Below are 25,724 nucleotides of genomic sequence, written 5' to 3' on the forward strand. Positions count from 1 at the left end.
CCTACTCTTCAGAAAAGCGCTTTTTACGCACAACCTTGCGGTAATCACTGGGTGAAAGACTGGTTTGTTTTTTAAACAGCCGGGAGAAATACGCCACATTGTGATAACCGCAGGCGCTGGCGATATCAGCAACCGCCAGATTGGTTTCGCGCAACAGGCTTTGAGACTCCTCTACCCTAACCCGGCTTAAAAACTGCTGTGGTGATTCATCGGTGGCCACCTTAAAGCGCCGCCGTAACTGGCGTTCAGACTGACCCACATAGCTGGCCGCATCGGCCACCGTCACATCTCCGGAAAGATTAGAGCGCAGCCAGCTCTGCGCCAGACTGACCACCTCATCCGGGTGAACACCGCCACCCGGTTCGTAAAATGGGGTTGAGAAAGATCGCTTCAGCTCATGCATAAACTGCTGCTCAACCAGCGCCAGAGACTTTTCCCCAAACTGCAGCCGTATGAAGTACAAAACCAGATCGGTCTGCGAGTTAATTGAACCCGCGCAGTAAATGCCATCCTGGTGGGTGATGAAATGCTCCTGCTGAAACTCCACCTGCGGATAGCGCTTTTGAAAGCGCGGCAGGTAATACCAGTGCGTGGTGGCGACACGCTTATCGAGCAGGCCGGCGGCCGCCAAATGGGCAACACCAGAGCCTGTGGCGACAATCCGGCTGCCCTGCTGGTACTGATTGACGACCCAGCTCTGTAAAGCCCGGCTTTGCTGAACCACCTTCCAGGGTGTGCCCCACATCGGCGGAATAAACACCCAATCGAACAGCTGTCGGCTGCTAAAAGCGCTGTCAGCAACCAGCTGAACGCCACCGGTTGCCGGCACAGCGCCTTTGCGTTCGGCGACATAACTCAGGCTCAAGCTTTTGCCCTGGAAATCGCCCTGCGCCTGCGCGGCGGCATTGTACATTTCTGCCGGAATAGAAATTCCGGTCGCCAGGACCTGCGGATAGAGAACAAAGGCTATTTTCATCAGTGGCCGATTTTAAACATTATATGTCCGATAAGTTATAACGCATTTAGCGCGAAATGCCTATATTGCGCCTTAACGAATCATTACCGGAATTAAGCATGAAGAAACTGCCCGTTATTGTTGGATTTGGCGGCATCAACGCTGCTGGACGAACATCTATGCATCATGGCCACAAACGCATGGTGCACGAAGCGCTTTCAGAGCAAAAAATGCAATCGACCTGGCAAGATCTGGCCACGCTGATGCAGCTCGATATAAACGATGCAGCCACTAAAGATGCCATTCTGGCCGGTACCCTGGTCCGCCGTATCGAAAAGACCCATTACGATGTCGACGCTGTACCAACCGGCAAGCAAGCCAAACTGGCGAAAGCCGAAGCGATGCAGTTTCAGATTAAAAAGATTCACATGCCGCAAACGCTGCCAGAAAACTGGAAAATAATCAGCGAACAGGGCCGTGAAGTGACCGTTGAGGTAACCGACGCGCTGGATGTCATTCTGCCCGACAGCTATGCCTCCAAGGTAACCTCTGCCGGTCAGTTGCCGGCCGGCTTCGACCCCGGCGCGCTGTATAAATCAGCGCACCATCCACGCGGCCTGCAGATGACGGTATACGGCGCCTCTGATGCCGTTGAATCCATCGGTATTGACTGGCAAACCATTCTCAGCAACATCTCGCCGGAACAGATTTCTGTTTATGCCGGTTCCGCGGTTGGCCAGGCCGATCAGTTCGGTTTGCGCGGTCTTTATCAGGCCGGCTACAACGGCAAGCGCACCACCTCCAAGATGATGCCACTGGCACTGCCGGAAATGGCCGCCGATTTCGTCAACAGCTACATCATCAACAGCGTTGGCAACACTGGCTCCAATGCCGGTGCCTGTGCGACCTTCCTGTACAACCTGCGTCAGGGCTTAATTGATATTCAAGCCGGTCACTGTCGCGTTGCTATCGTCGGCAATGCTGAAGCACCGATTAATCCGGAAATCATTGAAGGCTTCCGGGTCATGGGCGCGCTGGCAGAAGACGATCAGCTAAACGCTCTGGATGGCGTTGAACAGGTCGATAACACCCGAGCGTGCCGTCCATTTTCTGCCAATGCCGGCTTTACCATGGCCGAATCTGCGCAGTTTATGGTGCTCATGGACGATGAACTGGCCATGCAGCTGGGCGCAACGGTATTTGGTTCAGTAGCAGACGTATTTGTGAATGCCGATGCCAACAAGAAGTCGATTTCCGGCCCGGGTGTTGGCAACTATGTCACCATGGCGCGCACCACTGCGCTTGCCAAAGCCATTCTGCAGGACGACGTCAACAAAACCTTTGTCATGGCGCATGGCACCGGCACCCCACAAAACCGGGTAACCGAGTCACACATTCTGAATGAAGTTGCGAAAACCTTTGAAATTGATAACTGGGCGGTCTCGGCGATTAAATCCTACCTTGGTCACTCACTGGGGCCGGCTGCCGGCGACCAGATCACGGCCGCGCTTGGTGTATGGCACACCGGTGTGATTCCCGGCATTAAAACCATCGACCACATCGCAGACGACGTTGAAACCAGTAACCTGTCTATTCTGATGGACCACCAACAGGTCGGTGACTATGGCCAGCAGATGATGGGAGCGGTTATTAACTCGAAGGGCTTTGGTGGCAATAACGCCAGCGCGCTAATTCTGTCTCCGGAAAAAACCCGTGAGCTGATGGAACAGCGCTTCGGCAAGCATCAGATGACCCAATACCTGCAGCTCAACGAACCCGTCGTAGAAAAACAGGCTGAGTTCGATGCCAAAGCCTGTACCAAGGGCATTGATGCGATCTACTCATTTGGTACGGCCGTTATGACCGATCAGGACATTGAGATGACTCAAAGCCGCCTGAAGCTGAGCGAATTCAGCAATTCAATTTCGTTACCGGCGACCAATCCCTACCTGAAGTAAAACTTCAGCGCACCCTTCAGGGGGCTCTGTTCGGCTTTCGCCAACGGAGCCTCTAGCGCTATTTATGCACTCACGCGCCAACCAATCTTCAATTTATCGACCCACTCCCCACTTCCAGTGTGCGCGGTGCACTGGGCTTGCTTTCAGTGATCACCGATAATTTAGGCTCTCTCCCATCGATCTGAACCTTGTCATGAATCAGCAAGTTATTGCGTTATTTACCACCCTGATATTAATTACCGCCTGCAGCCCTTCAACGGAAGAGGACGCGCTGATCACTTTTTATGAAGAGGATACCGAAACGGCAGATGAAATAACTGCCAGCACGGAAAGCTCTGATGAGAGTGAAGCTGTTGCAGACGAAGACGAAGGCGAAGAAGACGAGACTGAAAACGAGTCCACTGAATCTACCGATAGCGAAGCAGAACAAACCAGTTCCATCGATTGTACCAGCTATAGCGATTTCGAAGACCGAATGCTTTGTCAGCACAATTACATTCGTGCTTATGGTACTGACCCGGAGCCGGCGACGGCGCTGGAGTCGCTAACCTGGAGTACCGACCTGGAAGACGTTGCCCGCGGCCATGCGGAAGCCTGCGTTTATGAACACAATGCAGAGCGCAGCGATACCATCAGTGGCTATGTCGGTGAAAACATCGCAGCCGCCACCTGGGAAGCCGGCGCTATCTATGTGGTGAATATGTGGGCGGCAGAGGTTGAATACTACGACTACGAAACCAACAGCTGCGATGATGGAGAACAATGCGGTCATTACACTCAGATTGTCTGGAGCGATACCACCGAAGTAGGCTGTGCAGTGAGCTACTGCAGCTCATTGGAAAACACCGGCTGGAGCAATGGCGGCTATTTTTACGTCTGTAATTATTCACCCGGCGGAAACTACGTTGGCCAACAGCCTTATTCTGTGGAATAAGGCCTTTTCATCACCAGCCTAACACCTGCTTAACGAAAGGTATGGTCAGGCGTCGCTGCTCTGCCAGCGATGCTTCATCGAGCAGATCAAAGGTATTAACCATCTCGTGCATGTTTTGGTTGTGGCGCAAAATTAGGAACTCGGCAACATCGCGCTCAATCACCAAACCCCGTTTACGCCCCTTCCAAACCACCCAGTCGGTGCGCTCTTCATCGCTCATCGCAACCAGCTGCAGCGTTAAACCGGAACTCAAGCGTGACTTGAGGTCGGCCAGTGTCAGCGTCATCTGCAGAGGGCTGCATTGACCACCCACCAGAATCAGCCGGCCGGAATCGCGCATGCGGTTATAGAAATGAAACAGACCTTCAGCCCATTCAGGGTTATCCGCAATCATGTCGATATCATCGATAGCGACGGCATCGAGCACATCCAGGCCTTCCAGCGCTTCCGGGCCAAAGTCATAACACTCACTTAACGGCAGATAAGCAGCATCCAAACCCTGCAGCTGTAAATCATTGACGGAGGCCTGCAGCAGGTGACTGACACCACAGCCCTTAGCACCCCATAAAAAAACCAGGTGCTCACTTAAATTCGCCAGACTCTGACGCAACATACCGACCGCCACAGCATTCTGCCCGGGTAAATAATCCTCAAAAACCGCATCTTCACGAAAACTCATATGCAAAGGTATTTGCGGGCTAATACGACCAGATGACACTTATTATCCTCTTTATAAAATTCTGTTTTTTTATTTCAGCCTGATTATTCTTCAGGCTTTTCAGTGGGTTCAGCAGGGCTGGCGATGTCAGTTTGTTCATCCTGCGGCTCAACAACCGCCTTCGCGGCCTGCCCATACAAACTGCTGCCGCGGTAACTGTTATGGATGCGTCGTAACAGTACGTTCAGTACCGCGGCCGCTGGCAAGGCCAGTAAAATACCGACAAAACCAAACAGCTGACCACCCGCCAGCACCGCAAAAATCACCGCAACCGGGTGCAAACCAATGCGATCACCGACCAATTTCGGCGTTAACACCGTACCTTCCAGCGCCTGGCCAATGCCGAACACCGCCAAAACCAGCAGCAGGTGAACCCAATCACCAAACTGGAAAAATGCAGCAATCAGGCCGGCTGAAATACCGACAATAGAGCCGAGGTACGGCACAATCGACACCAGCCCGGCGAGCATGCCAATCAGCAAACCCAAATCCAGCCCGATCAGCATCAGGCCAACGGAATACATAACGCCCTGCGCCGCCATCACCAATAGCTGGCCACGGAAAAATGCACCGAGCATTTCATGGCATTCAGAAGCCACACCGGAAATGGTACCGATATAGTAGCGCGGCATCAGCTCAGCCAGGCGCTCGACCAGTAAATCCCAGTCACGCAACAGATAAAAGGTGACCACTGGCACCAGCACCAGGTTGCCGATCGCCCCAAGCACGGCAAAACTGGATTGGGTAACATTAGAAAGAATGGTTTTAACGACGTTACTGGTGGCCGCCCAGTCGAGATTTTGGGTCAGCTCGGCCCAGTCATATTCAATTAAATCGATATCTAACTGCGACTCCAGATAAGGCACTGCAACGGTGGTAATCCAGTTGGCGATCACGGGGATATTGTTGATCAGATGTTCAATCTGCTGAAGCACCGCCGGTATGATCAACAGCACAGACAGAACGATCACCAGTGTCAGCACGAGAAAGGTAATAATGACGCCGTTGGTACGCGAAACCTTCCAGCTTTCGAGCCTGTCGACCAGAGGATCACCCAAATAAGCCAGCAAAATGGCGGTTAAGAACGGACTGAGAATCGGGGACAAGGCAACCAGCAACCAACCCAACAAAACAACGGCTGCCAACAGCAGCCACTTTTGCGAATCTGAAATATGCATTGGTGAATCCTTTATGTTTTTCGGAAGGCTAGTTTGCAACCCAGCGATATACCAGCATCGAATCGAGCTGCTCTTCAAGGGTCAGTTCAGGCACCGGCACCAGCTTGCCATCCAGCTCTAGGGAGTCGACCAACTGCATCTGATCGCCACTTACCTGCACATTGAAGGTGACGTTGCCACCGCTCAGCGAGCTCAGCGTCAACTGTGAAATCAGGTTCACGCTTTCCAGATAACCTTCAATCCTTGCAAAGGTGACCGCATCCGGCACATTCAACACCTGCACCTGCAGGTTATCAACCGACGATGGATCCAGCACATAGGCATACTGCGCAGATAAACGGCCAGAAACCGCAGCAAGACCCGCAGCCACAACTTCATTCAGAGAGCCCTGCACCGTAGGGACACGAATACGCTCACCTTTAAACAGTACCAGCCAATCGGCCTGATAGGCGTTACCGTTTTTATCGATGCGCCCGGCGAGCACGGAATCGGCCTGATAGCGGGCCGAAGCGGATTCAATATCCGCCGAGAACAAGCCGTACAGATCGCCAAATTTAATGTTCAGGGTGTCGGTTAAATCCATAATCGGCAGCAGATAAGGCAGGCCACGCAACTGCGCCTCTGCCTCCAGGGTGTCGGCCAGCTCAGAGCTTTCAGATTCACCGGGAATGTTATCAGGCCCGGCACTGCGGTCGGCAATCCAAACCAGAATCTCCGGCCGGCGACTGCCCCAAACCGGCAGACCGCTGCGCACCAGCAATGAATTCACAGAGTTTTCGTCAAACTCCAGAATCATTGCCTTGGTAGCTACCTTTTCGCCCAGGATGTTCGTAAAGAATTCATCTGAAGGTTCAAACCGGAATGAGGTTAAATACTTGCTGCCACTGTCGAGCTGCTGACGCACCGAAGCATTCTGCAGGGTTTCCTGCTGACCAGTCACCCGGGCCAGCACCCGCTCAAACGCCTGCCTGATGGCATCATTCTGTTCTTTCTGGTTTGCATTCTGGCTGATTACCACTCGCTCGTTATAAAGCTGAACATCGGTTGCGGCGTAACTAAAAGAATAAACACCAACAACGGCCATCAAACCAACGAACCGGAATAACTGCTTAATAAATGTAAGACCCATAGCTTTTCCCAAAGAACAGAATCGTAAACAAAAGTGAATCAACTAACTGATTTTAAAAGCCTATTGTGACAGAGCCAAAGCCAAAAAACAGACCTAATTAGAATCCGTCTCACAATTGAGCAATCTTTTACCTTCATTTTGCGGCCATCACAGAACCACAAAAACCTGACCGATTGAACATGCTGATCTGGCGTTATTAGCCTGCTACAATCCGCGCGCGTCGCAACAGCCAGACTTTTACTATTTCGGAGCCTTATCATGACAGACCAAAACAAGCCTTCTCTCAGCTATAAAGATGCCGGTGTAGACATTGATGCCGGAAACGCTTTAGTGGAGCGAATCAAAGGCACCGTAAAAGCCACCCGTCGCCCGGAAGTACTGGGTGGCATCGGCGGTTTCGGCGCACTGTGCCGCATTCCATCAAATTATAAAAACCCGATTCTGGTCTCCGGCACCGATGGTGTAGGCACCAAACTGAAGCTGGCGATGGAGCTGGACCACCACGACACCATCGGTATCGATCTGGTTGCCATGTGCGTGAACGACCTGATCGTTCTGGGCGCAGAGCCACTTTACTTCCTCGACTACTACGCCACCGGCAAGTTGAGCGTAGACATCGCCAGCCGTGTCGTTGCCGGTATTGGTGAAGGCTGCCAGCAATCCAACTGCGCGTTGGTAGGTGGTGAAACAGCGGAAATGCCAGGCATGTACGAAGGCGAAGATTACGATCTGGCCGGCTTCTGTACCGGCGTCGTAGAAGAAGAAAACATTATTGATGGTAGCAAAGTCGCTGCAGGCGACGTTGTTATCGGCCTGACCTCCAGCGGCCCGCATTCCAACGGCTACTCGCTGATCCGTAAGGTTATTGAAGTTTCCGGTGTCAACCCGGCTGAAGAACAGCTTGAAGGCAAGCCACTGGCCAACGCACTGATGGCACCAACACGCATCTACGTTAAACCGATTCTGGAGCTGCTTAAAACCCAGACCGTTCATGCTATTTCCCACATCACCGGTGGTGGCTTCTGGGAAAACCTGCCTCGCGTACTGCCGGAAAACCTGGCTGTTTCAATTGATTCGTCCGCTTGGCAGCGCCCGGCCGTATTCGGCTGGCTACAGCAACAGGGCAACATCTCTGAAACCGAAATGCTGCGCACCTTTAACTGCGGTATTGGCCTGGTTCTGGTGGTACCGGCAGAAGAGGCCGACGCCACACTGGCCATGCTGACCAAACTGGGCGAAACAGCTCATAAGATCGGCGCTATCGAAGAAAGAAAGCAGGCTCCGGTAATTATTGACGGAAAGACTGACGCCTGATGAAAAATCTGGTTGTTCTCGTCAGTGGCAGTGGCAGTAACCTACAGGCGATCCTGGATGCCTGCGAGCAAGGTAAGATAAATGGCCGCGTTTCTGCGGTCATTTCCAATCGCCCCGGCGTTCGCGGCCTGATCCGGGCTGTGCAAGCGGGTGCCGATGCCATCACCATTGATCATAAGCTATATGCCAGCCGCGCGGAATTTGATGCCGAACTGAGCCGAAGAATCGATCAGTACCAGCCAGACTTCTTAGTTCTGGCCGGCTTCATGCGTATTCTGACGGATGAGTTTGTAAACCGCTATGTCGGTAAAATGGTCAACATCCACCCTTCCCTGCTGCCAAAATACACCGGCTTACAGACCCATCAGCGCGCTATTGATGCCGGCGATACATTTGCCGGCGCTACGGTTCACTATGTAACACCAGAACTCGATGGCGGCCCGCTAATTATGCAGATCCAGGTCGCCATTGCTGCAAATGACGATGCACTTGCACTATCGAAGCGGGTATTGGCTGCCGAGCACGCGCTTTATCCGCAGGTAATACAATGGCTGTGCGAAGGTCGCTTAACGCTGGCTGAAGGCATTGCCCACCTGGATCAAAAGCCCCTTCACCTTCCTGTGCAAATGAACAATACTAGCACCTGCTAATCATAACCAACGGAAGCCCAACAACATGCGTGCATTAAGGCAGTTTGTTTACAGCCTAACGTTAGTTCTGTTGCCTCCTCTGTTAGCTGCCGAGATTACCGCAGCCGACATTTCGGATTACAGAGCCGAAGTCAAAGCCATTCGCCATGGCACTATCGACCTTAAAGCCAGTGGCGATCTGGTATTTGAACTCACTGAAAGTGGCCTTTGGAGCTTGCAGATCGACATCTCCGGCGGCCCGCTGAAATCACATGAACGCTCTGTCGGTGAACTCATCGACAACCAGTTCCGACCACTGAACTTCGAGCGTGATACTAAATTCCTGCTGATCAAAGAAAAAATCCGCTGGAACTTCGACTGGACCAATCAGGTGGTTGCCGGCAAGGTGCAAAAGAAAGAGTACGAGCACCCATTGACGGAGCTAATCCACGACCCGATCAGCTTTCAGGTTTCCATGCGCCAGGCTTTTTTAAACGGCAGCAGCGCTTATGAAACCCCCTATTTACGATATTCACGCCCCGATTCCCTGGCATTTGAGGTTATCGGCGAAGAACTGCTGAGCGTCGGCGACGACCGCGTTCATACACTGATCGTTAAGCAGACCGAGCCTGAGAAAAAGGAAGAGCGCAAACTGATTTGGGTCGCACCGGAATACGATTTTGTTCCGCTGCGCTTCGCCACCTTTAAAGAAAATAAGATCAAGGAAGAGTTTTTCGTTGAAAAGCTTTGGATTGATGATGTTCGGGTCGATTTCAGTAAAGCGGCCCAATGAGTAAGCAAAAGAGCCGGGTCACCCGGCTCAGACCGATAACAAAGATTCCACAGCCTTCGAGGCGGTGAAAAGGTATCACTTAAATGGACGTCGAAAACATGGATGTTTTCGTCGAGCGTATCAGGACGATACTTGCAGCGGTCCATTTAAGTGATACCTTTTCGGCGACGGGGTTTATCGACAACCCGAGCCAGGGTCACCCGGCTCAGGTTTTCACACCCATCATTGCTTACTGGTTTTTTGCCTCCGCGCGATAAGCATGCAGCAATGGCTCGGTATAACCACTGGGCTGCTCAACCCCCTTCAGCACCAGATCCATCGCAGCTTTAAAAGCCACACTCCGGTCAAAGTTCGAGCTCATAGCCCGATAGCCGGCCTCACCTTCGTTCTGCTGATCCACGACTGCCGCCATCTTCTTCATCACCTGCTCAACCTGATCTTGACTGACCACGCCGTGCAATAGCCAGTTGGCCATATGCTGGCTGGAAATCCTTAAGGTGGCGCGGTCTTCCATCAAGCCAACGTTATGGATATCTGGCACTTTCGAACAACCAACACCCTGCTCAACCCAGCGCACTACATAACCCAGAATCCCCTGGGCATTATTCTCCAGCTCGTTCCGGATTTGCTCTGCCGTCAATTGCTCAGGGTCAGTCATCAGCGGAATCTGCAGAATATCATCGATGGAAGCAGGCGTTCGCTGCCGCAGCTCCTGCTGCAGAGCAAAAACATCCACCTGATGGTAATGAATACTGTGCAGTGTCGCGCCATTTGGCGATGGCACCCAGGCCGTTGTCGCACCGGATTTTGGATGGGCAATTTTCTGCTCCAGCATCGCTGCCATTTCATCAGGCATCGCCCACATCCCCTTACCAATCTGCGCCTTGCCGGGCAAACCACAGGCCAAACCTACATCCACGTTATTGTTTTCATAGGCGGCAATCCACTTAGTTTGCTTCATCTGCGCCTTGGGAATGAACACACCCGCATGCATACTGGTATGCATTTCATCACCGGTTCTGTCCAGGAAGCCGGTATTAATAAACACCGCTCTCTCTTTCGCGGCGTGAATGCAGTTTTTGAGGTTCAGAGAGGTTCGGCGCTCTTCATCCATAATGCCAATTTTCAGCGTGTTCGGTGCCATACCCAACGCGTTCTCAACCATTTCAAACAAGCGAACGGTAAAGGCCACTTCTTCAGAGCCATGCATTTTCGGCTTCACAATATAAACGCTGCCGGTGCGTGAATTCCGCAATTGGCCCAGCTGTTTCAAATCGTGCAGAGCGATAAAGGCGGTCATCATGGCATCCAGAATACCTTCGGGAATTTCCTCTCCCTGCGCATTCAATACCGCATTATTGGTCATCAGGTGGCCAACATTGCGCACAAACATCAGGCTTCGGCCATGCAGGCGAACCAATTCGCCATTGGTGCCAGTGTATTCACGGTCTGGCTGCAGAGACCGGGTCATTTCTTTACCGCCCTTCTCGAAGGTTTCCGTCAGATCCCCGCGCATCAGCCCCAGCCAATTCGCATAAACCTCGGCCTTATCTTCAGCGTCGACGGCAGCGATGGAATCCTCACAATCCATAATGGTCGTGAGCGCCGCTTCAACAATAATGTCTTCCATGCCGGCCGAATCCCCGGCACCAATCAAGCTGTCACGATTAATCACCAGCTCCAGATGCAGCCCATTCTGCTTCAGCAGAACCCTTTCCGGGCCTTGTTCATCGCCGGTATAGCCAACGAATGCGATCACATCCTGCAACCCCACCTGCGCCCCGCTTTTCAGCTCAGCTTTCAATACGCCCTGGTCGATCCAATACTTCACTACATCAGCATGACTGTTGCCAACCAGAGGCACGGTTTCATCCAGGTATTGTTTAGCGAAGGCGATAACTTTGGCACCGCGGGCCGGGTTATATTCGCGCCCGGCTTCTGCTCCACCCTCATTAGAGATCGCATCCGTCCCGTACAGTGCATCATACAAGCTGCCCCAACGGGCATTGGCGGCATTCAGTGCAAAGCGAGCATTCTTTACCGGAACCACCAGCTGTGGGCCAGCCTGAACGGAAATCTCATCATCCACGCCAGTGGTGGTTATTTCAAAGTCGCCAACTTCCGGCTCCAGATAACCAATTTCATACAAGTATTCTTTATAGGCTGCAGCATCATGCGGCTGCCCCTTGCGGTCTAAGTGCCACCGGTCAATCTGCTGCTGCAACTGTTGACGCTTTTCCAACAGCGCCCTGTTTACCGGTGTCAACTGAGCAAACACTTCTGAAAGAGATTGCCAGAATTGAGCCACCCCGATTCCGGTTCCCGGAGCAATTCGGCTTTCAACGAGATCAGACAATTCTGTGGCAACTTGCAGATCACCTATTGTTTTGTAATCAGTCATCTTCTTATTCTCCTTCATGATCGTTTTTTAACCTGCCCAACTAGCATAAGGCCTTAAAATAAATTTCGTAAATATATTTTTATTATCCGCTTCATTCACGATATGAATAATTAAAAATAAGGCGCGACAACCTCTTCACCGACATCAACGATCAGGCGGCGTATCCAGCGGTGCGCCGGGTCATGATGCAGCAGAGGGCTCCAGACCATTTTCAGCAGAAAAGATGGCAATTCAAAAGGCGGCGCCTTTACGGCAACCCGGTCATTCCGCACCTGAATATGCGCGGCCCGCGCCGGCAGCGTCACAACCAGGTCATTCTCCTGCGCCAGCATCATGGCGGCCTGATAATGCCGGGTAAAGACCGCAATTTCGCGCTTCTTGCCCATCTGATGCAAAACCTCATCCACAAAGCCGAGCTTCTGAACATCATCCGGGTCAACACCAACACCGACCCCATAACCGGTTTTACTCACCCAGACATGACGGGCTTTGAGGTAATTGCTGAGGCTGAAATTCTCCAGGATTGGATTATCAACACTGAGCATGCAGCAGAAATTATCGTGCCAGACGGTCATCTGATGAAACGACTGCGGTAAGGTATCGAAGCGGTTAATGGCCATATCCACCCGACCCTGCTCTACATCGGTAAAGCTGACGTCACTGGGCGTCATAATATCGAGCGAAACATGCGGTGCTTCTACAGAAAGCCGCTTCAACAGTGCCGGCATCAGCGTCGACTCGGCATAGTCACTGGCCATAATCCTGAACACCCGATGACTCTCACGGGCATCAAAATGCGCCCTGGGCTGAACCACCTTTTCAAGCGATTGCAGTGCCATGCGCAGCATCGGCTCTAACTCGCGCGCACGCTCGGTCGGCGTCATACCGTCACTGGTGCGTATCAACAGCGGGTCCTCGAATAAATCCCGCAGGCGCCTCAAGCCATTGCTCATCGCCGGCTGACTGATACCCAACTTAACAGCAGCCTTGGTTACACTGCGCTCACGCAGCAAGGCATCCAAATAGACCAGTAAATTCATATCTACCCTGTTCAGCAGCATCTCCCCTCCATAAGCGAAATTTCGCTATTAAATGCGTTTTCTCAGACGCTCATTCATAGTAATTATGATGAGAATTATACATATAAATTAGGCGAATCAAACTCGCCTGCCTAATATTTGAGCATACCCAGCGGATACCCGACTTACCGCAAAGCGACAGCCTGTTTGATACCGGCAGCTTCATACAACAAAAAAAGGTGATGAACATGACGACTACCAACGCTTCAACTTACGCCACTGAATGCAAATCTGCAGCCGTTGCTACCGATGCCGGCGGACCTTCCTGGAACGCCATAGACCCGGAGTCTGTTGCACGCATGCGACTGCAGAACCGCTTTAAAACAGGCTTGGATATTGCCAAGTACACCGCAAAAATAATGCGTAAAGACATGGCCGCCTACGATGAAGACAACAGCCAATACACCCAATCACTGGGATGCTGGCATGGCTTTATCGGTCAACAAAAGATGATTTCCATTAAGAAGCACTTTGGCAGCACGAAAGGTAAGTATCTGTACCTGTCCGGCTGGATGGTAGCGGCACTGAGATCGGAATTTGGCCCTTTGCCGGATCAGTCCATGCACGAAAAAACCACAGTACCAATGCTGATTGAAGAGCTGTACACCTTCCTGCGCCAGGCGGATGCCCGTGAACTGGGCGGTCTGTTTCGGCAGCTGGATGCAGCCAAGCAATCCGGCAACAGCACGCTTGCCGCTGAGATTCAGCAACAAATCGACAACCACGAGACACACGTTGTGCCGATTATTGCCGATATCGACGCCGGCTTCGGTAACGAAGAAGCCACCTACCTGCTGGCGAAGAAGATGATTGAGGCCGGTGCCTGCTGCATTCAAATTGAGAATCAGGTTGCGGATGAAAAACAATGCGGCCATCAGGACGGCAAAGTGACCGTACCGCACGATGACTTCCATGCAAAAATCCGTGCTGTTCGCTATGCGTTCCTTGAGATGGGTGTTGATGACGGCATCATCGTTGCCCGAACAGATTCACTGGGTGCAGGACTCACCAAACAGATAGCCGTAGTAAACGAACCCGGCGATCAGGGCGATATCTACAACAGCTTCCTGGATGTTGAAGAAGTTTCCCCGGCGACCATGAAACAGGGTGACGTCATCATCAAGCGCGACGACAAGCTACTGCGACCCAAGCGCTTGCCTTCCGGGCTTTACCAGTTCCGCGCTGGCACCGGTGAAGACCGCTGTGTTTTTGACTGCATTGAAGCTATGAAAGCCGGCGCAGATTTGCTGTGGATTGAAACCGAAAAACCTCATGTAGGCCAGATTGGCGGCATGGTTGACCGTATTCGGGCTGCAATTCCCAATGCCAAGCTGGTCTACAACAACTCACCGTCATTCAACTGGACGACCAACTTCCGCCAGCAGGTATTTGATGCCTGGCTGGAGCAAGGCAAGGATGTCTCCCGTTACAGCCGCGATGATCTGATGAGCGCGGAGTACGATGAGACCGAACTGGGTATCGAGGCAGACCGCCGTATTCAGAGCTTCCAGTTGGATGCTGCGCAAAATGCCGGCATCTTCCACCACCTGATTACCCTGCCGACCTACCATACGGCAGCGCTATCTACGGATAATCTGGCGAAAGAATACTTCGGCGACCAGGGCATGCTCGGCTATGTGAGCAATGTTCAGCGTAAAGAGATTCGTCAGGCAATTGCCTGTGTGAAGCATCAGAATATGTCTGGATCGGATATCGGTGACGACCACAAGGGCTACTTCTCTGGCGAGAACGCTCTGAAAGCAGCAGGTAAAGATAATACGATGAACCAGTTCTGAACTAAGATTCTGTTACACACCTACTTTCTTTCCGGCGGTCTTCAGACCGCCTTTTTTTTGTCTTCAGGCAGCAGCCAGCTGGCTTGCCAGCAAAGAAACCACATGCACAGCTTTACGCTCACGCAACGCGAAAATCTGGTGACTGCAGGAAAAGCCATTACAAACCACCAGCGCAGCCTGGTCCTCATCAAGCGCCGGCAGCAAGCCCTGGTCGGCCATGGCGACAGATTCTGAAGCATGCTCCGCCTCCAAACCAAAACTGCCTGCCATGCCACAGCAACTTGCTTCAATGAAGGAGAACGGCAAACCCGGAACCAAACGCAGCACCTTCCTCATCGATTTCATCGCACCCACCGCCTTCTGATGGCAATGACCATGAATCAACACATTGCGACCCGACTCAGCTGCGTTGAAACTCGCGTCAAAGCGCCCTGCCGTGGTTTCACGGGCAATAAACTCTTCAATCAGCAAGGTATTCTTTGCCAAAAGCTCAGCATCATCACCCAGATTCATCATCAGAAACTCATCGCGCAACATCAGCAACGCCGAAGGCTCCAGTCCGACAATACGGCGGCCCGCCAGCAGATGCGGCTTTAATGTACGTAGCAACGCCGCAGCCTGACTCCTAGCCCGATCACTGTAGCCCTGCGAGAACAGGCTTCGGCCGCTGTCCAGTATTTTGCCATCACTCAACGATTTAGGGTGCAGGGTTATAACCTGATACCCGCCGGCTTTTAACACCGTTAAAGCATCATTAACCACACTCGGGGTGAACAACGCAGTAAATGAATCGATCAGCAACACCACGGTGCGGGTGTTGTCGCTGTTCATCTGATACTCGTCATTCAGAATTTTTTGCTCGCGAGAGTCCTGATACGGGTTCTTCGCGGGTTCCGGCAATGCAATAGAACCATTTACACCAAACAGCAGCGCCCCCAGCTTCATCAACACGCGGCTGTTGTTGCGCATGCGAATCAGAGAAGCCAGCACAGGGTAGCGATACAGCAGAAACGGAAACTCCGCAAACAGCCGGCTGCGTATAGTGATATGCCCCGCCGCCCTTTTTTGCGCCAGATACTCCGCCTTAATGGCGGCCATATCCAGGTTGCTTTCACATTCGCGTTTACAACCTTTACAGGAAACACAGCTGTCGATGGACTGAGCAAGAAGCTTATCATTCAAAAAAGACTTGTCGTCTTCGTTCAGCAGGCTTTTGAACAGCTGCACACGGCCGCCAGGCGACAGCAGATTGTCTTCACTGATACGGTAACTTGGGCACATCACCCCACGATTGTCTTGTTTCTGACAAAGCCCGGAACGAATGCAAACCGAGATAGCTTTGGCGAAATTGCCGCCATGTTTTGGGATATCGGCATAGGCATCGCCCATGCCCTGATCATGATAATCGGACCAATCCAGTTGGTGTTTCATTGGCTGATGACCTTTTCATTACATCCACCGGCACAGCACTGCCCCGGTGTGAAACGGATAAATACTGGTCAACGCATTGTTTTATAAGTCTAAATTGCTGACCTCTGAATACCCTTGTTTCAAGAAAGATGCCAACGAACCACCAAACGATTGTGGCTTTGCAATTGCCTACGCCAGGCTTTTGCGAACCATGCGCAAAACTGACTCCTCCTGGGTTTTCTGCTCTATCTGCGCTTTGCTCAGCCAGGCTAACTCGTGCGACTCATCACTGAGGGTCAGCTCTTCATTGCCGGCAATAAACCAGAAGCGGATATCCAGATGATTATGCTCCGGCTCGCCCTTACGCGCGGGAATAGCATGAACATCCACATCAAATATGCCGTCACTAACGGGCTGCAGGCCCTGCAGGCCGGTTTCTTCTTCAGCCTCACGCAAACTGGCCAACAGAAGGCTTTCATCTTCATCATCGACATGACCACCCGGCTGCACCCAAATATCCAGCTTGCCATGATGCAGCAGCACTGCCCGGGTCTTTTCCTTGTTAGTGATCCATGCACTGGCGGTAAGATGCCCAGCCAGGGTCTGACGGGACCAGTAACGAGTATTTGACTCAACAAAGTTCTTGATGAATTCCAGTGATTGCTGCTCAACAGTACCTTCTGCCGCGTATTGATTCAGCAAAACTAAAACAGACTTCTGATCTTGCATATTCTCCTGCCCGGAAAGTAATTTTGGCTGGGCACTATAACAACCGGAAAGAAAAACGTCCGCAGTTGCGGACGTTAATAATGGTGGCTAAGCATTAATTATTTGATTGTAATTTTCTGATGGCTGTCATCTTCACCCACTTTTGGAAGTTTCAGCGTCAATAAGCCATCTACAAACTTCGCTTCACAGTGCTCTGCGTCTACATTGGCAGGTAATTGGAAACTACGACTGACCTGACCAAAATACCGTTCGCTGCGCAGTACCCGGTCGTCTTTCGCTTGCTGATCCAACTGCTTAATCTCCGCACTGATCGAAACGACGTTATCTTTTAACTGAACATCAATGTCATCCTTATTCACACCGGGCAAATCGGCCTCTACAGTGTAGAATTCATCGCCTTCTGTCAGGTTAATGCGAATCTGTGAAGGCAAGCCTTCGCCATGCAATGGTCGAATTAAATAGCCCGGATTCCATTCAGGAAACAAATCGTCCATCCATTTTGATTTAGGAGTCAGAAAGTTCATACCATTCCTCCTCTGCTACCCAACATTCAGGCGTACAACTCAACCTAATTACCGATGTAGCCGAGCTGTACTCCTGCGTATTCATATTAGCCCGCCATGATGCGTCAGCAACCACTGTTGCAGGCAATGCTGATGCAGGTCAGAGCGCAATTGAATGTCATATTCGGCAATTTGAAAAGGTGCGTTTTATGCTTAATTTTTACCCCTGAACACGGCTGAAGAGAGCAACAAGCACCCTCACTTAAGAGACAGGCTTAAGCAATATAAGTTACACTGCGACCATCCCTTCTACAGGAAACATCAGTGACCGAAACCCCAAACAAAAAGCCTGCCGGCCGAAAGGCAACGATCAGTCGCGAAGATATTATGGATGCAGCGCTGCGCCTTGTTGGCCCCAACCGCTCTATCTCTACCCTGAGTTTAAGGGAAATTACCCGTGAGGCCGGCATTGCGCCAAACAGCTTTTACCGCCATTTTGAAAGCACCGAGGAACTGGCTGTAACCATCATTGATCTGGCGGGTTCGACACTGAGAACAGTCGTCGGTCAGGCTCGATTCAAAACACAGGAACTGAACAAAGGCATCGTTCGTAAATCCGTTGAAACCTTCATCGAGCAACTTTACGCCGATGGCCATTACCTGCCCATCCTGCTCAGAGAAGGCATTGTCGGTACTGACCGTTACAAAGACGCCGTTCGACAGCAGCTCGCCTTCTTTGAACAGGAGTTGACTGACGACATCATCAGCATCGGTAAAAGAGCCGGTAAAGTGCCTATGCGGCCAGAGCTAATCGCCCGCGGAATTACCCGGTTGGTGTTTGCAATGGGCGCTGATGCTTTGGAAATGCCAAAAGAAAAGCACCCAGAGATTATCGATCAGATGGTCATCATCATTAAAATGCTGTTCGCCGGCGCTCATGTATTAAACGATGAGCCATAACTGCCGCACCGACATTGCAATGCACATAAAGATAACGATCGGCCGGATTAACTTCGCGCCCCCCCAATAAATTGAGTGCGCTCCAAGCACCGCGCCAAGCATCTGCCCGACCATCATCACTACGCCGATCAGCCAGATCACCTGGCCGCCAGCTGCAAAGAGCAGCAAAGACGTAATGTTGGAAACAAAGTTCAAAGGTTTGGCAACGACAGTCGCCTCGATCAGCTTTTTACCGCGCAATGCCACCTGACTGGCCGCGAAGAAAGACCCCGTTCCCGGGCCAAAGAAACCATCGTAAAAGCCGATAACCGGAACAACATAGCGGGCCCAGGTTTTTTCCTGCATCTTAGGTACGCCCTCTTCAGCACCGACAGCAGGCACCAGCCAAAAATAGCCGGCTATAGACAGCAACAACACCGGAACAAACCACTGCAGCCAGTCGGTATTAATCTGCTGGATCAACCAGGTTCCGGTCAACGCACCAATGGCGGTATAGAACATCAGCACCGGAAGCTTACGAACGCTTAACTTCCTTTTAACAATCAGTGTCATCGTCGCGGTGAGAGTCCCCACAAACCCCTGGCACTTATTGGTTGCCAAAGCCTGAACCGGCGTTAAACCACAAAACAGTAAAACCGGTAAAACGATCAGGCCACCGCCACCGGCAAGGGTATCCACCCAGGCGGCGATAACAGCAACGATAAAAAGAAGACCCAGCAACTCAACAGTAATTTCCATACGCACTCCTTGATACAGCTGCGTATGGTATCAGCGGAACTCTGTTCAGGCGACTGCCAGATACAGGCAGAACTCAGGGCTCTGCCAGTGACGGCAACAAACCAACGGCGGTAAGGTCACCCCAGATGTCGGCCTGCTCGGCAGCAGAAGCGACATTAATCACAATCAGGTGATAGCGCTCGTCGGCATTAGACCAGTTTAGAGACGTCAGCACCGGCTGATCGTTGATCCTCTGGAAGGCATGAAACCACAGAACCTCTGCTGAACGCATGCGGCTGAGAATCGCCGAGACGGATTCACTGCGGTCAATTTCTACGCTGAACTCCTGTAACGGCTCAGCCAATTGGAAGTGATAGACATCGCCCATCGGCACAAATGCCTTGGACACCGGCTCTGCAACGTAACCGGCAGATTCCAACCACGCCTGCCATTCATCCGCGTGCTGCTCACTGGCAAAGCCGGTGAAGCTCAGCCACGCCTCCTGCTTGCCTTCATCCCAGACAAGATTAAGCCGCTCCGGCGCCTTCTGGTGCCCGGAAGAAGACAGAACTGATTTGAATTCACGGCCGGAAAGCAGAGATTCCAGTGACGACTGACTCATAGGCCCCATCTGATAGGTAATGCCAATGCTCATAGCACCCGACTCATTCACCTGATTCTGTGCAGCCTGCATGGCCTGCAGCTCCTGCTGGTAGGCTTCTTTTTCCGCAATCAGCTGATCGCTATCAGCGCTCTCTGCAGCTGACTTAGTACTGTCATCCGGCAACGAGTTCATGCGCCGAATTTCTTCTTCGCTGTAAAGAGGCTGCTGTTCCACTTCAACATCGACCAGTTTGACGCTGGCATTACTCTGCCGATCACCACCATTGATCACCTTGCGCATACGGGCATTGAGTGCGTTCTTTTTCAGCTCATGCTGCCAGTAGGCCAGCTTGTCTAATGTCTCTATCTCACCAATGTACAATCCCACCGGGCCGTTTTCTTCTGTCTGCGACAGGAACACCGCCAGTGGCTCACGCTGATAGGCGTAGGAATTAAAGAACTGCCTCAAGCCCCGGTATTCCAGCCCACGAATGGCTTGCTGCATATTGCTGAACTCGCCTAACTGCAGGGTGTATGGCCCGGCCGGAAAACATTTACACAGTTCAGAAAAAGCAACGATAGGTGGTAATGACTCTGACATATGGCCGGGAATATACTTGGGCACACCGGCATTAATGGTCGTTGGCGGATTTTCTCTCAGTATCCGCGCCTGTTCAGCGGCCTCGGCCTGTTCGGCCAACCGCAATGCCCGCTCTTTTTCGGCCGGGCTCTGACCAAACATCATTCTGATGCCGTAGCGCCAACGCAGGTGAAATGGCACCTCGGCATTGATCCATCCCTGATAACCCGCTTCAACGAAGGCTCTGAAGTTACTGTATATCGGCGCACTTAAACCCACACCCAGCTGGTAACCGGTCTGGTAGCGAGCAATAACCTCACTGCCCTCGTAGTCGACTTCAGTGAGAGACATCACTGTGCTGCCTTTAAACTGCATCCGGATACCCTGATCACCCACCTGATAGATCATTCCGGCCTCAAGCTGCCTCATCTCATGGCTGATAGAGGCATCCAGCGCTTCATACTCAATCTCATCCAGATATTCATAGCCGAAATCGAACCCCAGCCCCTCAGCTCCAATAATTTGGTAGTGGCTTGCCAGGCCCAGGCCTTCTGACTGAGTGGTCGTGCTGATACCTATATCCACCGCGCCCTGGGCACCCAGCACAGTAACCGGCAGGAACAAGAAAGCACTAAGCAGAGCTTTATTAAACTTTCTCAACTGAAGCATATTAACGATTCCGAGCTATCTCAGAAGTATTATCGCCCGGCAGTTTGAAATATTTAGGTTTTTATCGGGTTTCGGGAAATAAGGAGAGAGGATGATTGAAATAGACTGGTCTGAGACAAAAAACACCGACTACGCTTGCCGGTGTTTAAATATTGATTGAAAAGCTTTAACGCTTTTCGCACAGATTGTGCAGATGGATAAGTATGGAATCAGTTATTACTTAGAATTGCCACACCCTGTACCGTAACTTCTTCTGAAGTGTCCGTTCGCCATGTTTGTTTGTTAGAGATCGTCTGAGCCTGGCGATTTGATTTGTTGCTGTCATTTACAACTTTAACAAATGCGGTTAAGGACGGTCGGTCGGGTTCGTTTCGTTCCATTAGTGATTCCTCGATATACAAAAATAAAATACAAAATTGACTGATGAAAAATTAGATCGGTCAGTTCAACTATACGACAGTGTGTGATCAAAAATTAGACGGCTCTTTTTAAAACATTTATGAGCCAAACGAATCAATGAATCTATGCACCAGGTTGGTTGCGGCTGCTCAAATCCGGTTCAATAACTCAGGCCATTTCCTAGCGTTATTCAACTGGTGCAAAGGATACCAAAACCCAGCAGGAATCATATGATTCAGGGCATCTATACATAAAGTTTAAAGAAGAAAATAGAACTTTTAGCTAACTAACCCCTTGTCTTTGACAGGGGGTTAAATTAGACGCTGAATTAGCTGACGATAGACTGACGTTTTGTAAACTTCTGCTGCGCAGTCAGCGCATCAAAATGAACCGCAAAGCTCGCCAGAACCAGAATTACCCCGCCGGCAATTTGCAGTGGTGCAAGGGTGATTCCCAGAACCGCCCAGTTGATAATTCCAGCCATAACCGGAAACGCCATTTCCGCTAATGCACTGTGTTTGGAATCGACCTTCTTCAAGCCCTGATAATAAAGCAGCATCCCCAACGCGCCAGACATTAAAACCATCAGCAGAATTTTTCCGGCAAAGCCGACATTGACGGCTTGCTCAAATGGCAGCCCGGAAAACAGAAATGGCATCAGTACAACCAAGCCAACGGTAAACCGGCCATTCATAATTTGCCCGCTGCTGTAACCTTTCAATGCCAGCTTTTTACCGAAGACCGTACTGGCACCCCAGCTTATAACAGCAATAAAGGTAAAGCCGTAACCGATCAACCGGGTTAGCAATTCCGGTGAGTAATGCCAGCCGTTACTTGAGAGCAGCGCAACGATATCGGCATACATCAGCATAAAGCTGCCGCTGAATGCCAGCAGCACACAGAGCAGATACCCCAGGTTGAGCTTTTCTTTCAACAACAGAGCCGCCAGACTGATGGCCACAACCGGCTGCAGCTTCTGCAGCAAAATAACCAGAGTTGGGTTCATGTAAGAAAACGCCTGGGTAAAGGCGAGCGTTCCTATAGCAGACCCCAAACCACCAATCACCAGCAGAGAAGGTATATCCTTGCGGGAAAAACCCCACAGCTTTTGCCGCGTGATCAGCAGCCAGCACCACAGGCCTGCAACCAGAATCAGATGTTCTACAAACACGATCTGAATTGCGGCAAGGCCGGCATTAAGCAATGGATAGCGAATGAGCGTATCTAGCGCCCAGAAAAAGGTAGCAAAAATAATAAAAACAGTACCTGTCACAATTGTGTCCTCAAAAAATTTACAAGGGTGACAGAGCTTCTTTGGAAGGATTGAAAATATCAGCAGCGTAGACCGACGAAACCATGCCTAACGAGTCATTACGACAACATTAAAAGCCGGGCCGAATAAGGCACATCAATTTTCGACTTCTTCCGTCCGGACTGTAACCGTCGGCTCAGGAATTCAACCTGATCTGCTGACCTTACACCTACTATATATAGGTGAAGCGCTCGTGGGCTTCTGCATGGTTTTGTGTCAACCGGGTGCAGTTACCACCGGTGGGGAATTTCGCCCCGCCCTGAAGTCGAGATAAATCATACCTTTCAAATAGAAAAATAAAAGTGACATAGATACTAATGCTTGTAATTTAGCTAACTAAAACTAAAATTCCGCCTCCAAAAAAATAGCCTGAGCTGCTCAGGTGTATTTGTAGTTTCAACCCTTAATGCTAAAGTTAGCGGATTATTTAAACACCCTTTGCGCCTGGTCGCGCGTTATCCTGGAAGGAAGAAAATGGCAAAAGTAATGATTATCGGCGCCGGTGGCGTAGGAAATGTAGTTGCTCACAAGGTTGCGCAACTTTCATCTGTCTTTACTGAAATTGTTCTGGCAAGCCGTACATTGGCCAAGTGCGATGCAATTGCCGCTTCTATCGATCACCCGATAAGAACTGTTGCAGTAGATGCCGATAACGTGGAAGAGCTGACTGCCCTGCTTAAACAAGAGCAGCCAGAGCTGGTGATCAATGTTGCCCTTCCGTATCAGGATCTGAGCATTATGGATGCGTGCCTGGCCGCAGGTGTTCACTACATGGATACCGCCAACTACGAGCCACCAGAAACGGCAAAGTTTGAATACAGCTGGCAGTGGGCCTACCAGGAACGCTTCGAGAAGGCCGGCTTAACAGCATTGCTGGGCAGTGGCTTCGACCCGGGTGCCACTAACATGTTCACAGCCTACCTGGCCAAGCATTACTTCGATGAAATCCACGAGCTGGACATCATCGACGTCAATGGCGGCGACCACGGCTATCCGTTTGCCACCAACTTCAACCCGGAGATCAACATTCGCGAAGTAACCGCCGAATGCCGTCACTGGGAAGGTGGTCAGTTCGTTACAACCGATGCCATGTCTGAAAAGGCGGAGTTCACCTGCCCGGATGAAGTTGGCACCTACAATATTTACCGCATGTACCATGAGGAACTGGAATCGCTTACTAAGCACTTCCCAAGCCTGAAACGTGCTCAGTTCTGGATGAGCTTCGGCGACAGCTACCTGAAGCACCTTGAAGTACTGCAAAATGTGGGCATGACGGGTATTGAACCGGTCAACTTCAATGGCACAGAGATCATTCCGATCCAGTTCCTGCGTCAACTGCTGCCAGAACCGGCAACGCTTGGCCCGCGTACTCATGGTAAAACCTGCATTGGTTGCGTCGTCACCGGCGTTAAAGATGGCGAACAGAAAACCATGTACTTGTATCAGGTAAAAGACCACCAGGATTGCTACAAAGAAGTGCAGTCACAGGCCATTTCCTACACCACCGGTGTTCCTGCCATGATCGGCGCTAAGATGATCGTGGAAGGTCACTGGAAGAAGCCTGGCGTTTGGAACATGGAACAAATGGACCCGGATCTGTTCATGGAAGACATGAACAAATATGGCCTGCCATGGAACGTTATTGAGTTGAAAGACTTCAAACTCAACTGATCCTGTAAATCCGTCACCGGCAAGGGCTCTTGCCGGTGACTCTCACCTGCTCTGCCATCCCCAATACGCTCACTACCTTTTTCATTTTCAGGGTCTACCTAATGCAATTTACTGATTTCAAAAAGCTCGATCTTTCTCAATTGCCCTCCCCTTGCTTTGTCGTTGATGAAGTTGCGGTTGAACGTAATCTGAAAATCCTGAATGACGTTGCGTATCGCAGCGGTGCAAAAGTACTGGCGGCACTGAAGGCTTTCTCTATGTGGCATTTCGGTGAATTGACCGGCAAATATCTTTCCGGCACCTGCGCCAGTGGCCTGCATGAAGCAAAGCTGGGCAAAGAGTTTTACCCCGGTGAGGTGCACGTTTTTTCCGCCGCCTACCGCAAGGCAGACTTACAGCAACTGTTCCAGATTGCCGACCACATTCTGTTTAACAGCAGCGGGCAATGGAAAAAGTTTCAGCCTGAGATACAACAAGCGCTTCAGGCGCGCCCGGAGCTGGATTTTGGCCTCCGCCTGAACCCTGAGCATTCTGAGGGTGATGTCCCAATCTATGACCCCTGTGCGCCGGGCTCGCGGCTGGGTATTCCACTTTCGGAGTTGGATCAGAGTGCACTGGATGGCATTTCCGGTTTTCACTTCCATACCCTTTGCGAGCAGGGTTTTGAGCCACTGGAAAGAACACTCGACGCCGTTGAAGAAAAGTTCGGCCACCTGTTTCACAACATCAAATGGGTTAACTTTGGTGGCGGCCACCACATTACTGCGCCCGGCTATAACATCGATGGCCTGGTTGAGCGCATTAAAGCGTTCCGTAACAAGTATAATGTTGAGGTTTATCTGGAGCCCGGAGAGGCCGTAGCCATCGGTACCGGCGTTCTGGTGAGCGAAGTACTGGATATCACCTTCAATGCGCTACCGCAAGCGATTCTCGATACCTCCGCCACCTGCCACATGCCGGACACACTGGAAATGCCCTATCGGGCTGATATTACCGGTGCCGGTGAAGCCAATGAGAAAGCGCACACCTATCGCTTGGGTGGCATGACCTGCCTGGCCGGCGATGTAATGGGAGACTACAGCTTTGATAAGCCGCTGGAAATTGGCCAGCGATTGACCTTTGAAGATATGTCTCACTACACCATGGTGAAAACATCCACATTCAACGGCACACCGCTGCCGGCGCTGGCGGTATGGAACTCAGATACCGGCAAACTGGATGTTATTCGCGAATTTTCGTATCAGGATTTCAGAAACCGCCTTTCTTAACAGCACCCTGCCCTTGGGC

General features: G+C 51.3%; 22 protein-coding genes and 1 riboswitch. Of the genes, 10 read left to right on the forward strand and 12 right to left on the reverse strand.

Going from position 1 to position 25,724, the window contains the following annotated elements; all coding sequences use genetic code 11:
- Position 1: 1 nt before the first annotated feature.
- Positions 2-976, reverse strand: a complete 975-nt coding sequence (locus BCF53_RS05780) for a GlxA family transcriptional regulator (RefSeq protein WP_132700558.1) — start codon at positions 974-976, stop codon at positions 2-4.
- Positions 977-1,074: 98 nt separating this feature from the next.
- Here BCF53_RS05780 and BCF53_RS05785 point away from each other — a divergent pair, with 98 nt between their 5' ends.
- Together BCF53_RS05785 and BCF53_RS05790 are read left to right on the forward strand one after the other, a co-directional pair.
- Positions 1,075-2,913, forward strand: coding sequence for a beta-ketoacyl synthase (locus tag BCF53_RS05785; RefSeq protein WP_132700559.1), 1,839 nt, complete (start codon positions 1,075-1,077; stop codon positions 2,911-2,913).
- A 193-nt stretch (positions 2,914-3,106) separates the two neighbouring features.
- A complete protein-coding gene (locus BCF53_RS05790; RefSeq protein ID WP_132700560.1) occupies positions 3,107-3,847 on the forward strand; it encodes a CAP domain-containing protein in 741 nt (246 codons plus the stop codon).
- 10 nt (positions 3,848-3,857) lie between these two features.
- Here BCF53_RS05790 and hda read toward each other — a convergent pair whose 3' ends face one another.
- The 3 genes from hda to BCF53_RS05805 are packed head-to-tail and all read right to left on the reverse strand — an operon-like array spanning position 3,858 to position 6,872.
- Positions 3,858-4,565, reverse strand: a complete 708-nt coding sequence (gene hda / locus BCF53_RS05795) for a DnaA regulatory inactivator Hda (RefSeq protein ID WP_279389125.1) — start codon at positions 4,563-4,565, stop codon at positions 3,858-3,860.
- Positions 4,566-4,609: 44 nt separating this feature from the next.
- On the reverse strand, positions 4,610-5,743 hold the full coding sequence (locus BCF53_RS05800) for an AI-2E family transporter (RefSeq protein ID WP_207902659.1): 1,134 nt from the start codon (positions 5,741-5,743) through the stop codon (positions 4,610-4,612).
- Positions 5,744-5,771: 28 nt separating this feature from the next.
- Positions 5,772-6,872 carry a DUF2066 domain-containing protein gene (locus BCF53_RS05805; RefSeq protein WP_132700562.1) on the reverse strand — a complete coding sequence of 367 codons (1,101 nt, stop codon included), beginning with the start codon at positions 6,870-6,872 and terminating at the stop codon, positions 5,772-5,774.
- A 258-nt stretch (positions 6,873-7,130) separates the two neighbouring features.
- On the opposite strand from BCF53_RS05805, the gene purM reads away from it, so the two are divergent.
- From purM to BCF53_RS19380, 4 genes are all read left to right on the forward strand, one after another.
- On the forward strand, positions 7,131-8,186 hold the full coding sequence (gene purM, locus BCF53_RS05810) for a phosphoribosylformylglycinamidine cyclo-ligase (protein WP_132700563.1): 1,056 nt from the start codon (positions 7,131-7,133) through the stop codon (positions 8,184-8,186).
- Positions 8,186-8,836, forward strand: coding sequence for a phosphoribosylglycinamide formyltransferase (gene purN / locus BCF53_RS05815; RefSeq protein WP_132700564.1), 651 nt, complete (start codon positions 8,186-8,188; stop codon positions 8,834-8,836). Before purM ends, purN begins: the two co-directional genes overlap by 1 nt.
- Positions 8,837-8,861: 25 nt before the next feature.
- The gene (locus tag BCF53_RS05820) at positions 8,862-9,608 is read left to right on the forward strand and encodes a DUF3108 domain-containing protein (protein WP_132700565.1); all 747 of its coding nucleotides are present in this window, start codon (positions 8,862-8,864) and stop codon (positions 9,606-9,608) included.
- An 83-nt stretch (positions 9,609-9,691) separates the two neighbouring features.
- A complete protein-coding gene (locus tag BCF53_RS19380; RefSeq protein ID WP_243645774.1) occupies positions 9,692-9,865 on the forward strand; it encodes a hypothetical protein in 174 nt (57 codons plus the stop codon).
- Here BCF53_RS19380 and BCF53_RS05830 read toward each other — a convergent pair.
- Together BCF53_RS05830 and BCF53_RS05835 are read right to left on the reverse strand one after the other, a co-directional pair.
- Complete coding sequence (locus BCF53_RS05830) at positions 9,838-12,009, reverse strand: malate synthase G (RefSeq protein WP_132700566.1); 2,172 nt, start codon at positions 12,007-12,009, stop codon at positions 9,838-9,840. The genes BCF53_RS19380 and BCF53_RS05830 overlap by 28 nt on opposite strands.
- A 110-nt stretch (positions 12,010-12,119) precedes the next feature.
- On the reverse strand, positions 12,120-13,070 hold the full coding sequence (locus BCF53_RS05835) for a LysR family transcriptional regulator (protein ID WP_132700567.1): 951 nt from the start codon (positions 13,068-13,070) through the stop codon (positions 12,120-12,122).
- Positions 13,071-13,276: 206 nt separating this feature from the next.
- Here BCF53_RS05835 and BCF53_RS05840 point away from each other — a divergent pair, with 206 nt between their 5' ends.
- Complete coding sequence (locus BCF53_RS05840) at positions 13,277-14,884, forward strand: isocitrate lyase (RefSeq protein WP_132700568.1); 1,608 nt, start codon at positions 13,277-13,279, stop codon at positions 14,882-14,884.
- A gap of 63 nt (positions 14,885-14,947) precedes the next feature.
- Here the strand turns inward: BCF53_RS05840 and BCF53_RS05845 are convergent, their stop codons facing one another.
- The 3 genes from BCF53_RS05845 to BCF53_RS05855 form a co-directional block, all read right to left on the reverse strand.
- On the reverse strand, positions 14,948-16,315 hold the full coding sequence (locus BCF53_RS05845; RefSeq protein WP_132700569.1) for a (Fe-S)-binding protein: 1,368 nt from the start codon (positions 16,313-16,315) through the stop codon (positions 14,948-14,950).
- A gap of 168 nt (positions 16,316-16,483) precedes the next feature.
- Complete coding sequence (locus BCF53_RS05850; RefSeq protein ID WP_132700570.1) at positions 16,484-17,023, reverse strand: NUDIX hydrolase; 540 nt, start codon at positions 17,021-17,023, stop codon at positions 16,484-16,486.
- A gap of 98 nt (positions 17,024-17,121) precedes the next feature.
- Positions 17,122-17,547 (reverse strand): Hsp20/alpha crystallin family protein, encoded by a 426-nt coding sequence (locus BCF53_RS05855; RefSeq protein ID WP_132700571.1) that lies wholly within the window; start codon positions 17,545-17,547, stop codon positions 17,122-17,124.
- 303 nt (positions 17,548-17,850) lie between these two features.
- On the opposite strand from BCF53_RS05855, the gene BCF53_RS05860 reads away from it, so the two are divergent.
- Positions 17,851-18,486: a TetR family transcriptional regulator gene (locus BCF53_RS05860; RefSeq protein ID WP_243645775.1), complete on the forward strand. Its 636-nt coding sequence runs from the start codon at positions 17,851-17,853 to the stop codon at positions 18,484-18,486.
- On the opposite strand, the gene BCF53_RS05865 is transcribed toward BCF53_RS05860, so the two are convergent.
- The 3 genes from BCF53_RS05865 to BCF53_RS05875 form a co-directional block, all read right to left on the reverse strand.
- On the reverse strand, positions 18,469-19,224 hold the full coding sequence (locus BCF53_RS05865) for a TSUP family transporter (RefSeq protein ID WP_132700572.1): 756 nt from the start codon (positions 19,222-19,224) through the stop codon (positions 18,469-18,471). The genes BCF53_RS05860 and BCF53_RS05865 overlap by 18 nt on opposite strands.
- 73 nt (positions 19,225-19,297) lie before the next feature.
- Positions 19,298-21,055: a hypothetical protein gene (locus tag BCF53_RS05870; RefSeq protein ID WP_132700573.1), complete on the reverse strand. Its 1,758-nt coding sequence runs from the start codon at positions 21,053-21,055 to the stop codon at positions 19,298-19,300.
- Between the two features lie 727 nt (positions 21,056-21,782).
- A complete protein-coding gene (locus tag BCF53_RS05875; RefSeq protein ID WP_132700574.1) occupies positions 21,783-22,727 on the reverse strand; it encodes a DMT family transporter in 945 nt (314 codons plus the stop codon).
- A gap of 140 nt (positions 22,728-22,867) precedes the next feature.
- Positions 22,868-23,037: riboswitch (FMN riboswitch) on the reverse strand.
- Between the two features lie 203 nt (positions 23,038-23,240).
- Here BCF53_RS05875 and BCF53_RS05880 point away from each other — a divergent pair.
- Both BCF53_RS05880 and nspC read left to right on the forward strand, forming a co-directional pair.
- The gene (locus tag BCF53_RS05880) at positions 23,241-24,437 is read left to right on the forward strand and encodes a saccharopine dehydrogenase family protein (RefSeq protein WP_132700575.1); all 1,197 of its coding nucleotides are present in this window, start codon (positions 23,241-23,243) and stop codon (positions 24,435-24,437) included.
- Positions 24,438-24,538: 101 nt separating this feature from the next.
- Complete coding sequence (gene nspC / locus BCF53_RS05885; protein ID WP_132700576.1) at positions 24,539-25,705, forward strand: carboxynorspermidine decarboxylase; 1,167 nt, start codon at positions 24,539-24,541, stop codon at positions 25,703-25,705.
- Positions 25,706-25,724: the final 19 nt, after the last annotated feature.

The organism is Reinekea marinisedimentorum, assembly GCF_004341165.1.
GTDB classification, from domain to species: Bacteria; Pseudomonadota; Gammaproteobacteria; order Pseudomonadales; family Natronospirillaceae; genus Reinekea; species Reinekea marinisedimentorum.

Coding starts and splice junctions, on each gene's coding strand:
- BCF53_RS05780 (WP_132700558.1), bottom strand. CDS start 976: ATGAAAATAGCCTTTGTTCTCTATCCGCAGGTCCTGGCGACCGGAATT.
- BCF53_RS05785 (WP_132700559.1), top strand. CDS start 1,075: ATGAAGAAACTGCCCGTTATTGTTGGATTTGGCGGCATCAACGCTGCT.
- BCF53_RS05790 (WP_132700560.1), top strand. CDS start 3,107: ATGAATCAGCAAGTTATTGCGTTATTTACCACCCTGATATTAATTACC.
- BCF53_RS05800 (WP_207902659.1), bottom strand. CDS start 5,743: ATGCATATTTCAGATTCGCAAAAGTGGCTGCTGTTGGCAGCCGTTGTT.
- BCF53_RS05805 (WP_132700562.1), bottom strand. CDS start 6,872: ATGGGTCTTACATTTATTAAGCAGTTATTCCGGTTCGTTGGTTTGATG.
- purM (WP_132700563.1), top strand. CDS start 7,131: ATGACAGACCAAAACAAGCCTTCTCTCAGCTATAAAGATGCCGGTGTA.
- purN (WP_132700564.1), top strand. CDS start 8,186: ATGAAAAATCTGGTTGTTCTCGTCAGTGGCAGTGGCAGTAACCTACAG.
- BCF53_RS05820 (WP_132700565.1), top strand. CDS start 8,862: ATGCGTGCATTAAGGCAGTTTGTTTACAGCCTAACGTTAGTTCTGTTG.
- BCF53_RS19380 (WP_243645774.1), top strand. CDS start 9,692: ATGGACGTCGAAAACATGGATGTTTTCGTCGAGCGTATCAGGACGATA.
- BCF53_RS05830 (WP_132700566.1), bottom strand. CDS start 12,009: ATGACTGATTACAAAACAATAGGTGATCTGCAAGTTGCCACAGAATTG.
- BCF53_RS05835 (WP_132700567.1), bottom strand. CDS start 13,070: ATGCTGCTGAACAGGGTAGATATGAATTTACTGGTCTATTTGGATGCC.
- BCF53_RS05840 (WP_132700568.1), top strand. CDS start 13,277: ATGACGACTACCAACGCTTCAACTTACGCCACTGAATGCAAATCTGCA.
- BCF53_RS05845 (WP_132700569.1), bottom strand. CDS start 16,315: ATGAAACACCAACTGGATTGGTCCGATTATCATGATCAGGGCATGGGC.
- BCF53_RS05850 (WP_132700570.1), bottom strand. CDS start 17,023: ATGCAAGATCAGAAGTCTGTTTTAGTTTTGCTGAATCAATACGCGGCA.
- BCF53_RS05855 (WP_132700571.1), bottom strand. CDS start 17,547: ATGAACTTTCTGACTCCTAAATCAAAATGGATGGACGATTTGTTTCCT.
- BCF53_RS05865 (WP_132700572.1), bottom strand. CDS start 19,224: ATGGAAATTACTGTTGAGTTGCTGGGTCTTCTTTTTATCGTTGCTGTT.
- BCF53_RS05870 (WP_132700573.1), bottom strand. CDS start 21,055: ATGCTTCAGTTGAGAAAGTTTAATAAAGCTCTGCTTAGTGCTTTCTTG.
- BCF53_RS05880 (WP_132700575.1), top strand. CDS start 23,241: ATGGCAAAAGTAATGATTATCGGCGCCGGTGGCGTAGGAAATGTAGTT.
- nspC (WP_132700576.1), top strand. CDS start 24,539: ATGCAATTTACTGATTTCAAAAAGCTCGATCTTTCTCAATTGCCCTCC.